Here is a 12,077-nt window from a genome sequence, read left to right as displayed (position 1 = left end):
CTGGTCGTAATGACGAGTCTGTTGGCAGGCTGTGCGTCATCCAGCGTGCAGCCGCTGGGCGAGAGCATGATCGTCGTCCCGATCGAGGCCGCGCAATTCGTGCCGGTGGACCCGGCGTCGCCGAACGGTACTCAAGTCGCGGTGCTGAGCGGTGACCCGACCTCGGGGCCCTCCGCGATGCTGATGCGGCTGAGGAAGGGCGGCGGCACGCCGCACATTCATTCCTCCGACTACCAGCTGGTCGTCCTCCAGGGAACCATGAAGCACTTGGGCAAGGGACAAGCGGCAGCCGATGGCAAGCCCCTCAACCCCGGCAGCTATTGGTTCCAGCCGGGAGGCAAGACGCATGCGGATCCGTGCCTGACGGACGAGTGCCTGCTCTTCATCGTCTGGGCCGGCAAGCGCGACGGCCGTCTCCCCACCGAGGGCGATCAATAGCTTCCGTGAACTCACCCGTACCCGCCCGCAGCATCAAGACCTACCTGCCCTGGGTGGTCGCGACCGCGCTGTTCATGGAGCAGCTCGACTCGACCATCGTCAACACCGCCATCCCGGCGATGGCCGCGAGCCTCCAGGTAACGCCGTTGAGCCTGAAAGCCGTGGTCACGAGCTACATCATCGCGCTCGCGGTGGGCATCCCGATCAGCGGCTGGATGGCGGACCGGTTCGGCACGCGGCGCGTCTTCATGTTCGCCGTCGCACTGTTCACGGTGTCGTCGATTCTGTGCGGCCTCGCGGTCAACGTGCCCATGCTCGTGGCCACGCGCATCCTCCAGGGCATCAGCGCGGCGATGATGATGCCCGTGGGCCGCCTCACGATCATCCGCACGTTCGCGAAGTCGGAGCTGCTGGTGGCGATGAACTTCGTGATCATCCCGGCGCTGATCGGCCCGCTCCTCGGTCCGACGGTCGGCGGCCTCATCGTGCACTGGCTCTCGTGGCGCGAGATCTTCTTCGTCAATGTGCCGGTGGGCCTCGTGGCGCTCTACGTGATCCACAAGTACATGCCGGACTATCGCAGCGACCACGTGCGTCCGCTGGATGTCGTCGGGCTGATCCTCTTCGGCAGCGGCATGGCGCTGCTCTCGTGGCTGCTCGAGATCTTCGGCGAGCACACGCTGGACCCGACCACGGCGGCGATCCTTTTCCTGGTCTCCGTCGCGCTGCTGGTCGGATATTTCCTGCATGCGCGGGGCGCGAAGTTCCCGCTGCTCAAGCTCTCGCTCTTTCGCGTGCGGACCTTCCGCGTCTCCGTGGCCGGCGGGTTCGTAACGCGCCTCGGCGTTGGCGGCCTTCCGTTCCTGCTGCCTCTGCTCTACCAGTTGGGCCTCGGCATGCCCGCGTGGCAAGCGGGATTGTTGATGATGCCGGCGGCCATCGCGGCCATGGGCATGAAGTTCGTGTCCGTGCGCATCCTGAAGGCGTTCGGCTATCGGCGCGTGCTGATGGTGAACACGGTGATGATGGGCGTCACGATCGCGATGTTCGCGCGCATCGACGCAACGACACCTGTCGCCTTCATCGTGTTGCTAGGCCTCGCGCAGGGCTTCTTCAACTCCCTGCAGTTCTCGGGCATGAACTCGATGGCCTATGCGGACATCGACGCGCCGGATGCGAGCATGGCGAGCTCCATCGCGAGCACGCTGCAGCAGATCTCGCTCAGCTTCGGCCTCGCATGTGGGTCGCTCGTCGCGGGCTGGTATCTCGGCAACGTGTCGCAGACCAACCCCACGGCCGTGATCAACGCGCTGCACCACACGTTCCTCACGCTGGGCGGCCTCACGATCCTCTCGTCGCTGTCGTTCTGGACGTTGCGGCCCACCGATGGCGCGAGCGTGAGCGGTGCCGGCGTGGTCCCCGCCGAGGCGGACTAGAGTCCCGCCTCCTTGTAGATCCCGACGCCGACGATGAAGTTGCCGGCGCGTTCCACGTAGAGCGACTTCGGCTCGCGCTTCTTTGTCCTGGGGTGCGTCCCCGTGTAGTCGCACCAGCCCGTGCCGCGCTGGCGGACCATCTCGACGATCTCGCGCCAGTAGAGCTTGCCGGCCTCGTCGCGCGTCTCGTACACGTTCTGGCCGCGGTACGACGGATTCGCGCCATGCGCGCGCCGTTTGTACTCGAGGTCGGTCACGAGCACGTACAGCTCACCGTCCCAGAAGCCACCGTCCTTGCGCTCGAAATCGTTGAAGGCGCGCTCCGGCCCGGCCACGCCGATGTGCATGACGGCGCGCTTCACGAGGCCGATCGCCCGGCCGCGCGCCTCGCCGCGATCCGTCTTGAAGTTGTCCACCAGCGCCGAGAGCCGCGCGGCTTCCCCGCGGAACGACTCGCCGGAGGCCGCCGCTTCCTCGACCAGCGCGGCGTTCTGCTGCGTCATCTCGTCCAGGTGCACGATCGCGCGGTTGATCTCGTCGATGCCCTCGGTCTGCTCGGCCAGGGCGCCGGCCATGTCCTTCACGATGACGCCCACCTCGCGCACGCTCTCGGCCGCCTCGTCCATCGTCTTGCCCACGCGATCGACCAGCGCCACGCCGCCCTTCACGCCGGCGGCCGACGCATCCAGCAGCGTACGGATCTGCCGCGCCGCTTCCGCGCAACGCCCGGCCAGCTCGCGCACCTCGACCGCGACCACCGCGAATTCCCGCCCCCGATCGCCCGCGCGCGCCGCCTCCACGGCGGCATTGATGGCGAGGATGTTGGTCTGCGCGGCGATCTTGTTGATCACGCCGATGATCTCCACCGAGCGCCGGGCGCCTTCCTCCAGCTCGCCCATCTTCTGCACGACGGCGCGCATGTCGACCGCCGCCTGCGCCGCGACCGCGGTCGTGCGCGTGGCCAGCGCATCCGCGCGCTTGCAGCCTTCGGCGTTCCGCGCGATGGTGGCCGCGATCTGCTCCGTGCTCGCGGAGGTCTGCTCGAGGGTCGATGCCTGTGCTTCGGTGCGGCGCGAGAGGTCCGCGTTCGCCGAGGCGATCTCCGAAGCCGCTATGAGGATCGCGTCGGAGCCGGTACGCACGCGGGTCACGATGCCGGCGAGCCGCGCCTTCGTCTGGCCCAGCGATTCCACGAGGTGGCCAATTTCGCCGTGGTGCGCATCGGCGTCGATGGCGCTCAGGTCACCGCTGCCGAGCCGGTCGATGCCGACCGCGAGCACCTGGAGGCTGTCGCGCGCCCAGGCGTAGAGACCGGCGAGCAGGTACGGCGCAACGAGGAGCGCGAGGACCGCGAGAGCCGCCGACACGGGCTGCGCGCCTGCGAGCGCCGCGAGGCCCGCGCCGCCGAGCGAAAACGCGAGGAAAGCCGCGGGCATGAGGAACAGCACCGAGACAGCGGTGAAGGCCAGCGGCAACGGTACGCGTGAGAACGCGGATTTCGCGGGTCGGAGAAACGCTTCCACGGTGACGGATTCCTTTCGGGTAGCTTGCCCTCGCCACCCTACACGAACGCTGCGTGGCGAGCCCTATGCACCCGGCATCCGATCCCGCCCAGCAGGGCGCGCCTCGACCGGCGTCAGAAGGACATGCGCGCCGTGGCCTTCACGGTGAGCGGATCTCCCAGCGTGAGGGCGCTGCCCAGCGCGCTGGCCCAGTAGTCGCGGCCGCCGACGTTTTCCACCGCGAGGTAGAACGTCGTGGGCTTGCCGGCGATACGCGTCTGGTAGCGACCACCGATGTCCACGCGCGTCCACGACGGGATCGACTGCACGTTGGCCACGTCGAAGTACTGCTTGTCGCTGTAGTACACGCCGGCGTTCACGAAGAGACCGGGCACGGCCGCGACCTGGTAGTCGAGATAAGCGTTGGCCGTCCACTCGGGCACGCCCGGCACGCGCTTGCCATCCGTCGCGGACGAGCCCGTGCCCTCCTGCTTCGCATCGAGGTACATGAGGCCCGACACGACGCGAAGCTGCGGCGTGATCTGGCCGGTGACGACGAGCTCGAGACCCTTGTGGCGTTGCTCGCCACCTTCGACCCAGCGGTTCGAAGCGTCGCGAAATTGCAGCGGCTTCTTCATGTCGAAGATCGCGGCGGTGAGGCCAAGGGTGCCAGTGTCGAACTTCGCGCCGATCTCGTACTGCTCGGTCACGAGCGGACGCAGCACCTCGTTCGCGTTCGCCGCATCCACCGGCGCCGTGCCGCCGGGCTCCAGGCCCTGCGCATAGTTGAAATAGACGAGCGAGCTCGCGGTCGGCTTGAACATCACCGCGCCCACCGGCGTGAACTTCGAGATCTCCCCGCCCGGCACGACGGTATTCGCGTCGTCGTAAGCGGTGACCTTCGCCTGGCGTCCGCCCACGAGCACGGACCACTGCTCGCCGAAGCCGACGATGTCGCTCACGAGGAAGCTCGAGGACTTCGTCTTGCCCGTGTAGGGCATGCCGTCGATCGGAACGAAAGGGCCCTGGGGCACGCTGCCCGAACCCGTATAGAGGTTGCCGGGGACGAAGCCGACGACCGAGAAGCTCGAATAACCCTTCTGCTCGTACTCCGACGCGCCCAGCGAGACCTGGTGCTGGATCGATCCGGTCGCGAACGTCCCGTGGACCAGCGCCTGCAACGCCTGCACGTCGGTGCGCGAACGCTCTTCGCTCGCGAAGAGCAGCGTGTCGCCCGTGGTGCTGCCGATCGATCCGAAGCGCGTGTCCTGCGTGCCGTCGTTGGGACGATCGTCGCGGCCCGCTCCGTAGTGGAACGAGGCCGACCAGTCCTTCGCGAAGGCCCAGTCCGCACGCAGCCAGCCGATCGTCGATTCCTGGCCGAACCGGCTCCACGACGGAGTGATGCTGCGGCTCGTGTCCGGCGCCGAGGGGATCGCGATCGGGTTTCCCTCCGGATCACTCACGCCGACGAAGAAGGGCGTCATGTTCTTGAAGTCGTTCTTCGAGTAATAGACGCCCGCCTGCAGGACGACGTCGCGCGCGATACGCCAGTCCGCGAGCGCCGAGACGAACGTCTGCTTCCACGACATCTCGTCGACGGCAGTGTCGCCGTCGCGGAAGCCGACGTTCACGCGATAGCCGAATTCGCGCTGGGCGCCCAGGCGATCACCCACGTCGACCGAGATGCCGAGCTGCGACTTCGAGTCGTAGGTCAGCGCGACATCGCGTACCGGGCGCTCGGGGGGAGCCTTCGGAACGTAGTTGATCGCGCCACCCAGGCTGCCGGTGCTGCCGAGGCCGTAGAGGAACGCGCTCGCACCCTTCAGGACATCGACGCGCTCGAAAGCCTGCATCGCGACGCGGCCGTCCGAAAGCGGGTAGCCCAGGCGCATGCCGTTCAGGAGGAACCCGTCGGTGCCGAGCGCGAAGCCGCGCAGCGTCGCGAAGCTCACCACCACGTTGCCGATGGCGGCCGAAGGATCGTTCTTGAGGAAGTCGCCGAGGAACGAAGCCTGCTGGTTCTCGATCAGCTCGCGGGTGACGACGTTGATCGAGAACGGCGTGGACAGGAGCGGCAGGTCGCCGAGCGCTCCGCTCTCCGCCTCCTTGGGCCGGGCCTCCGAGGGCGAGGCCTTGACGGTGACTTCGGGGAGGACCTGCGGGGATGGCGTGGACTGCGCGTGAGCCTGCAGCGCGCCGAGTGCGGCGGCTACGGCAAGGACGAGCGGGGACAGGGAATACGGGCGGGCGCCAGCGGGGGACATGCTTTCTCCTTGGGTTTCATGGAGAGAGCTGGCGAGGCTGGCTGGCGTCTCTGCGGCAGCGCGAAGTTTAGCCGATTCCTTACAACCGAAATACGGCGCCGTGTTTCGCTGTGCGTTCTTTCACACGCAACCCCGGGACTCCCGGATAACGATGGGCCCACAACGAAAGTTTCCCGACAGGAGGAACGAGATGAGCTCCGGAGCCGTATACCGAAAGACCAACCTTGGCGTGGCCGAGGTCGGCGCGCGCAAGCTCAAGCTGAACCCGCGAGTGCGCACGATGCTGATCCTGATCGACGGTGCGCAGGACGAACCGACGGTCCGCGACGAAGCCGAGAAGGTCGGCGCCCCGCAGAACTTCCTCGAGGAGCTGATGCGCCTCGGACTCGTCGAGCAGGTGCGCGAGGCGGCGATGATGAGCGTTCCCGCCAATGGACCCCACGCGACGGGCGCGTTCGAGCGCTTCCGCTCGGCCAAGGATTTCATGAACGTCACCATCGTCGACGCGATGGGGATCAAGTCCTTCTTCTTCACGATGAAGCTGGAGCGGGCAGGCACGCTGGACGACCTGCGCGGGTTGCGCGACGCCTACGACGCCGCGATCGCCAAAGCCCTCGGCGAGGTCCAGGCCAAGGTCTTCGGCCGGCGATTGACGCAGTTGCTCGCGTAGCTAGACGGCGCTTTCCTCGATGCGGTAGCCGTGCTGGTAGACGCTGGTGAGCCTCCAGCCATGGCGGCCGTCGAGCTCCAGCGCCTGGCGAAGCCGGCTCACATGCGTATCCACGGTGCGCGTGTCGAGTTGCTCGCGCCGGCCCCACACCTGCTCGTAGAGTTGGGCCCGTGATACGAGCTCGCCCCGTTTTCCGAAGAGGACCAGCGCGACCTCGATCATGCGCGGCGTCATCTTCACGACGCGATCCTCGAGCGTGATCACGCGCAGGCGCGGATCGACGCGGTAGGGTCCCGCTTCCAGCGCCTCGCTCTTGGGCTTGCGCACGCCATGGCGGCGGCCGATGGCATCCACTCGCGCCAGGAACTCGAGGCGGCGTAGCGGCTTCACCAGGTAGTCGTCGGCACCGAGCCCGAGGATGTGGACGATCTCCTCCTCCTCGTCCTTCGCGGTCGCGAACACGACGGGCAGGTGGACGTCGCGCTTGCGCACCCAGCGCAGCACCTCCTCGCCGGTCACGTCGGGGACCATCCAGTCGAGGATCGCGAGGTCGAACGTGTCGCGGTCGACGGCCTTCATCGCATCGCCTCCGCGCGTGAAACCGTGCACCACGTGGCCGTGCTCTTCCAGCCAGAGCTTCGCGATCGCGAGCTGGTCGGGATCGTCTTCGAGGAGCAGGAGGCGCATGGTGGCCTCCTTCAGCCGCGGATCTCTTCGGCGCGGCGCATCAGCGCCTGCGCGAGCTCGCGGATCGACGCGGCATCGGCGCCGCGCGCCGCGCGCTGCAGCCCGCGGCCGATCTCCGAGATGTCGTCGAATCCATACGCGCCGCCCGCGCCGGTGAGCCGGTGGCCGAGCGTGAAGATCGTGTCGTAGTCTCCCGCGTCCAGCGCGGCGAGCGCCGCGCCTGAATCACGCTCGCAGCGAGCGATGAATTGCGGCAACAGCGCCTTCAGGCGCGAGTCGACTTGTCCGGTTTGCAATTCCTGCCTCCGACACGTTCGTTGACATTCGGGCGCGCGGCGAAACAATCGTTGACAGTCCTCGCGCCCGTCCGATTACCCAGGCTCGCAACATCGCGGCCTTCTTCGCCGTCCCTACCGATACCCCGCTGGTTTTTCTCGCGCCACTACCCGCGCGGGTGGGAAAAGCCCTGGCCGAGGACATTTCGGCCTCCACCGAGGGCGCCACGGCCTTCCAGCCCGGGGCGGGGCCGTCGACACAATCGTTGACAGTCCCCCGCCAGCCCTTTCCCTACCATGAGTACCGTGGACAACGAACCGAGTGGAGTGACGAACATGAAGACGCGAATCTACGTCGTCGAGCCGGATGCGGAGCTGCGCAAGGCGATCCGCCCGCATCTCTCGGCGCTCGGCGAAAACGCGGGCGTGATCGAGTCGGTCGACGGGGCGCCGTGCGAGGTCCCGCCCGGACAGGACCTGCTGGTGATCGTGCGCAGCCCCGCCGTCGCCTGCCGTGCCGCGGAGTTCGCCTGCGGCCTGGACCTGTGCCGCGATCGCCACGGCGTCCGACTGGTCGTGATGGGCACGACCTTCGACGACCCGCCCTCCGCCAAGGCGGTCGCGGAGTACCTGCACGAGCTGGACCAGGTGATCGCCCGCGTGCTGCTTCCCCCGGCCGAGCGCATCGGCAGCTCGCGCGCGAAGGACGGCTCCGCGATCCCCGCCGATTTTCCGCACGATGCCTACGAGGCGATCCGCCACATGGGCGAGCTGCGCAACGCGCACCTGCTGCTGGTGCGTAATCGCGTGACCGGAGAGAAGGAGCTGCTGGTGCAGATCGAGGATTCGCAAGCGGGCGCCGAGGCGGTCTCGGAGATCCTCTACGCGGAGCACCTCTGCCACCTGAATGCCGATCCGCGCCGCCGCAAGCCCGTGCTGCGCCACGAGATGACGGGCTACCACTCGTTCGTCACGTGCGCCACCATTCCCGTCAACCTGGCCGAGAAGGTCGAGCGCGCGTCGCTGCGGTGGCACGCGCTGGACACGGAACCGACCCCGGCCTGATGCAACGCACCACAACGATCTCACCTACAAGAAAGGGATCCCCGATGGACACCAGCGCACCCACCCTCACCCGCATCCTGCAGGTCGATGACGACGAGGACATCCTCATGATCGGCAAGACCGCCCTCGAAGGCTACGGCGGCTTCGAGGTCGAGACCGCCCTGGGCGGAACGGAAGGCCTGAAGGCGGTCGCCGCGTTCAAGCCCCAGCTGATCGTGCTCGACTGGATGATGCCGGGCATGAACGGGCTCGCGTTCATGCAGGAGCTGCGCAGGCGCCCCGGGGGAGAAGAGATCGGCGTGGTGTACATGACGGCTTCGGTGAGCGAGTCCCGGCGCGGTGAGCTGATCGCCGCCGGCGCGCTGGACGTGCTCACCAAGCCCTTCGACGCGCGCGGCCTGTCCGCGCAGATCCTCGCGATCTGGAAGCGCCACCACGGCGTGGCCGCGGCGGGCTGAAGGACACGCCATGATCTCCAACGACCCGCGCGTGCGCGAGCGACGAACACCGGACGCGGTCTATGACCGCGCCGCGGGCGTCGCCGGCGCCGTCGGCCTCCTGTCGATCCTCACCGTCTCGGTGACGGGCCTGCGCCTCGTGGACGCGTGCCGCGATGCGATCGACTGGTCGCGCGGGGCCACCGCGATCCTCCTCGCGGGCGCCGTCGCCGGCGCCGGAGCGATCATCGGCGCCGCCCTGCTGGCGCGCCGCCACCGCCGCCGGCGCGACCGCGCCGAGACGCGGCTGCGCGACGGACGAGCCTGGGTCGGACGCCTGGTGGACCTCATGCCGGGCATGGTCTGCTACCTCGATCGCGACGCGAACATCCTCTTCCACAACCGTCACTTCGTCGAAGCCGTGGGCAAGCGCTCCGAGCAGATCCAGGGCCGGCATGCGAGCGAAGTCCTGGATGCCGAGGCGTGGGCACAGACGCGGCCGTGGATCGAACGCGCGCTTCGCGGGGAAGCCGTGCGCTTCGAGCGCCAGCAGACACAGTCGGATGGCACGTCCGCCATCCTCGAATGCAGCTTCGTGCCGCACCACGATTCCACCGGCGCCGTGAAGGGCATCTACGGCATGCACCACGACGTGAGCTCCATCAAGGAGCTCGACACATTGCGCTCCGCGTTCATGTCGACGGCGAGCCACGAGCTGCGCACACCCCTCACCTCGATCTCGGGCGCGCTGGCGCTGCTCGCCGACGGGTTGGGCGGCACGCTGCCTTCGGCCGCGGCGGCGCTGGTGAAGGCCGCGCATCGCAACGCCGGGCGCCTCGAACGCCTGGTGAACGACCTGACCGACCTGCACCAGATCGACGCCGGCGGCCTCAGCACGCGCATCGACGACCATGCCGTGGCCCCCGTGGTCGAGGAAGCTGCGGCCGCCTTGCGCGCATTGAACGATCGCGACATCGGCATCGTGTGCGACGTGCCCGGCGACATCCCCGCGGTGCGTTGCGACCGGCGCCGCCTGCTCCAGGTGCTGCGCCACCTGGGCACCAACGCATGCCGGTTCGCCAACGATGGCACCGACGTCCGCATCGCCGCGCGCGCCGCGCAAACAACCGTGCGTTTCGAGGTGCACAACACCGGGCCGGGCATCACGCCCCAGTTCCGTCCCTACGTCTTCGCGCCCTTCGTGCCGCCGCAGCGCGGCCCCACGGCCGACGGCGCTCCCGCCAACCGCGGCCTGGGCCTCGCGTTGTGCAAGGCCCTCGTCCAGCGGATGGGGGGCACGATCGGCTACGAATCGGCGACGGACGCGCAGACGGTCTTCTACTTCGAGCTGCCGCGCGCCTAGGTCGCACGCCCCGCGGCACTACAGCGCTTCACATCCTCCAGACGACCTTCGCGAAGACGCTGCGCTCGATCACGCTGGCCGACGCGGGATCCTGGAACTCGATGTGTCCGGCGTCGAACGCGTTGTTCACGACGAGCGAGATCTCGAGCGCGGGCGTCACGCGCCATCCGAGCGATGCGTCGAACGCCGTGTACGACGGAACGCGCGGCGACGGCAGCTCGCCCACGTAGCGCGCGCGCATGTCGAGCTCCACGCTGCGGCCGAGGTTGTGCGTGGAGCGCAGCATCCACTGGCGCTTCGGATCGTTGCCCAACGCGCTCGGGCCCACGGGGTCCGTGCTGCCCGGCTTCACGCGCAGGTCCTGGTTCAGCAGGAAGCCGCCGGCGCTCAACCGCCACGCGCCGAACGGCCGGTAGCTGGCCCAGGCCTCGAGGCCGGTCGTATCCCCGTCGATCTTGTTCTCCACGACCGCGGGCGCCGGCTGGCCGCTGCGCAGGCGATCCCACTTCGTGTAGTACGCCGTGACCGAAAGGCCGAACGCCTCGCCCGCCTGCACGCGGTAGCCCGCCTCGATCACGTTGGCGAGCTCCGACTGCACGTTGGGGCCGCCGAGGATGAAGTACGGCGGCCGGCCGGGAAAGTAGAACTCGCGATCGAGGCGGGCCGGGGCCCGCACCGCGCGCGAGTAGGCGGCCCACGCGAGCTGGTCGGGCTTCAGCGTCCACGCGATGCGCACGTTCGGCAGCACTTCAAGGCCGGTGTACACGTTGGTCTCGAGCTTCAGGCCCGCGGTGAGGCGAAGCTCGGGCGACAGCGTGACCTCGTCCTGAACGAACACGTTGCCCCAGTAGAGGTTGCGGTCCTGCGGAATGAACGCGGTCAGCAGGCGGGGTTGCGTCTGGTCGCGCGCGGCCCGATACCCGCCGCCCCATTGCACGGCGTGCCGTCCCATCGGCGCGAAGGCCTGCAGGTACTCCACGTCGAGGATGTCCATGCGATCGGCGAACGTGATCGGATCGCTGCGATACGTGTGGTCGTAGTAGAGCTGCAGGCTGTTGCGGGAGCCGTCGCCTTGTTGCCGGCTCCAGCGGGCCAGCAGGTTCCCGCCCGAGTTCTCGAGCAGCGGCACGGTGGCGTCGACCTTGCCCCGGTAGAGGTCGCCCTGCAGCGTGAAGCGCGAAGACGGATCGCCCCAGTCGGCGCGGAAGCCCACCTGGGCCTTCCGCCATTCGTCGTTGGACGAGGTGCCGTCCTGGTGCTCGGTGGCGTCCTCGTCGTAGCCGAGCGCGTAGACCCGGTAGGCGAGGCCGTTGTCGAACCGCGCGCCGAACCGCGCCTCGCCCGCGGTGATGCGGCTGCCGCCGGCAAGCGTCACGGCCGCGCCCTGCGTATCGCCCGCCGATCGCGTGATCACGTTGATCACGCCGTTCACCGCGTTGGCGCCCCAGAGCGTGGCGCCCGGGCCGCTGATCACCTCGATGCGCTCGACGTCCTCGAGCGCCACGTCCTGCGCGTCCCAGAAGACGCCGGAAAAAAGCGGCGTGTACACCGTGCGCCCGTCGACCAGGACCAGCAGCTTGTTGCCGATCGCATTGTTGAAGCCGCGCGCACTGATCGCCCACTGGTTCGTGGTCACCTGCGCCACCTGCAGGTTGGGTGCCAGCCGCAGCGCTTCGGGAAGGCGCGTGACGCCCGATCGGCGGATGTCCTCGGCCGTGATCACGTAGATCGACGCGGGCGCATCCTGCAGGCGCTCGGGCCGCTTCGACACCGACGTGATCTCGAGGTCGGCCAGCTGCTCGAGCGAGAGATCGGCGAGGCGATCGGTCGAGGGCACCGCGGCGAACGCGGGTGTCATCGCGACGGCCATGGCCATCGGCCACGCACGCGCCGCACGCCAACGTCGATCACAGGCTGAAACAGCCACGCCATCTCCT

At 68.3% G+C, this 12,077-nt stretch carries 11 protein-coding genes; 6 read left to right on the top strand and 5 right to left on the bottom strand.

Features of this window, described 5'->3' with window-relative positions; translation table 11 throughout:
• The first annotated feature begins 9 nt into the window (after positions 1-9).
• Positions 10-438 (top strand): DUF4437 domain-containing protein, encoded by a 429-nt coding sequence (locus DSM104443_RS08875; protein WP_171091385.1) that lies wholly within the window; start codon positions 10-12, stop codon positions 436-438.
• A gap of 5 nt (positions 439-443) precedes the next feature.
• A complete protein-coding gene (locus DSM104443_RS08870) occupies positions 444-1,874 on the top strand; it encodes a DHA2 family efflux MFS transporter permease subunit (protein ID WP_246232733.1) in 1,431 nt (476 codons plus the stop codon).
• Here the strand turns inward: DSM104443_RS08870 and DSM104443_RS08865 are convergent.
• Both DSM104443_RS08865 and DSM104443_RS08860 read right to left on the bottom strand, forming a co-directional pair.
• On the bottom strand, positions 1,871-3,397 hold the full coding sequence (locus DSM104443_RS08865; protein WP_171091383.1) for a methyl-accepting chemotaxis protein: 1,527 nt from the start codon (positions 3,395-3,397) through the stop codon (positions 1,871-1,873). The two genes, DSM104443_RS08870 and DSM104443_RS08865, sit on opposite strands and share 4 nt — an antisense overlap.
• Positions 3,398-3,510: 113 nt before the next feature.
• Positions 3,511-5,643, bottom strand: a complete 2,133-nt coding sequence (locus DSM104443_RS08860) for a TonB-dependent receptor (protein ID WP_171091381.1) — start codon at positions 5,641-5,643, stop codon at positions 3,511-3,513.
• 190 nt (positions 5,644-5,833) lie between these two features.
• Here DSM104443_RS08860 and DSM104443_RS08855 point away from each other — a divergent pair, with 190 nt between their 5' ends.
• Complete coding sequence (locus DSM104443_RS08855; protein WP_171091379.1) at positions 5,834-6,313, top strand: hypothetical protein; 480 nt, start codon at positions 5,834-5,836, stop codon at positions 6,311-6,313.
• On the opposite strand, the gene DSM104443_RS08850 is transcribed toward DSM104443_RS08855, so the two are convergent.
• Together DSM104443_RS08850 and DSM104443_RS08845 are read right to left on the bottom strand one after the other, a co-directional pair.
• Positions 6,314-7,000: a response regulator transcription factor gene (locus tag DSM104443_RS08850; protein WP_171091377.1), complete on the bottom strand. Its 687-nt coding sequence runs from the start codon at positions 6,998-7,000 to the stop codon at positions 6,314-6,316.
• An 11-nt stretch (positions 7,001-7,011) separates the two neighbouring features.
• Positions 7,012-7,296, bottom strand: a complete 285-nt coding sequence (locus DSM104443_RS08845) for an Hpt domain-containing protein (protein WP_171091375.1) — start codon at positions 7,294-7,296, stop codon at positions 7,012-7,014.
• 315 nt (positions 7,297-7,611) lie between these two features.
• Here DSM104443_RS08845 and DSM104443_RS08840 point away from each other — a divergent pair, with 315 nt between their 5' ends.
• The 3 genes from DSM104443_RS08840 to DSM104443_RS08830 are packed head-to-tail and all read left to right on the top strand — an operon-like array spanning position 7,612 to position 10,140.
• Entirely contained in the window at positions 7,612-8,340 is a 729-nt protein-coding gene (locus DSM104443_RS08840; protein WP_171091373.1) for a hypothetical protein, read from the top strand.
• Positions 8,341-8,384: 44 nt separating this feature from the next.
• Complete coding sequence (locus tag DSM104443_RS08835) at positions 8,385-8,798, top strand: response regulator (protein ID WP_171091371.1); 414 nt, start codon at positions 8,385-8,387, stop codon at positions 8,796-8,798.
• A 10-nt stretch (positions 8,799-8,808) separates the two neighbouring features.
• Entirely contained in the window at positions 8,809-10,140 is a 1,332-nt protein-coding gene (locus DSM104443_RS08830) for a sensor histidine kinase (protein ID WP_171091370.1), read from the top strand.
• 28 nt (positions 10,141-10,168) lie between these two features.
• Here the strand turns inward: DSM104443_RS08830 and DSM104443_RS08825 are convergent, their stop codons facing one another.
• Positions 10,169-12,016, bottom strand: a complete 1,848-nt coding sequence (locus DSM104443_RS08825) for a TOL_0244 family TonB-dependent receptor (protein WP_171091369.1) — start codon at positions 12,014-12,016, stop codon at positions 10,169-10,171.
• Positions 12,017-12,077: the final 61 nt, after the last annotated feature.

Source organism: Usitatibacter rugosus (assembly GCF_013003965.1).
GTDB lineage: Bacteria > Pseudomonadota > Gammaproteobacteria > Burkholderiales > Usitatibacteraceae > Usitatibacter > Usitatibacter rugosus.
Note: the sequence above shows the minus strand (reverse complement) of the source record. Positions and strands in the feature narration are given on the sequence as shown.

What these genes read in the sequence shown, in the direction of transcription:
- DSM104443_RS08860 (WP_171091381.1), bottom strand. Translation starts at nt 5,643, where the DNA reads ATGTCCCCCGCTGGCGCCCGCCCGTATTCCCTGTCCCCGCTCGTCCTT.
- DSM104443_RS08825 (WP_171091369.1), bottom strand. Translation starts at nt 12,016, where the DNA reads ATGGCCATGGCCGTCGCGATGACACCCGCGTTCGCCGCGGTGCCCTCG.
- DSM104443_RS08830 (WP_171091370.1), top strand. Translation starts at nt 8,809, where the DNA reads ATGATCTCCAACGACCCGCGCGTGCGCGAGCGACGAACACCGGACGCG.
- DSM104443_RS08850 (WP_171091377.1), bottom strand. Translation starts at nt 7,000, where the DNA reads ATGCGCCTCCTGCTCCTCGAAGACGATCCCGACCAGCTCGCGATCGCG.
- DSM104443_RS08855 (WP_171091379.1), top strand. Translation starts at nt 5,834, where the DNA reads ATGAGCTCCGGAGCCGTATACCGAAAGACCAACCTTGGCGTGGCCGAG.
- DSM104443_RS08875 (WP_171091385.1), top strand. Translation starts at nt 10, where the DNA reads ATGACGAGTCTGTTGGCAGGCTGTGCGTCATCCAGCGTGCAGCCGCTG.
- DSM104443_RS08835 (WP_171091371.1), top strand. Translation starts at nt 8,385, where the DNA reads ATGGACACCAGCGCACCCACCCTCACCCGCATCCTGCAGGTCGATGAC.
- DSM104443_RS08840 (WP_171091373.1), top strand. Translation starts at nt 7,612, where the DNA reads ATGAAGACGCGAATCTACGTCGTCGAGCCGGATGCGGAGCTGCGCAAG.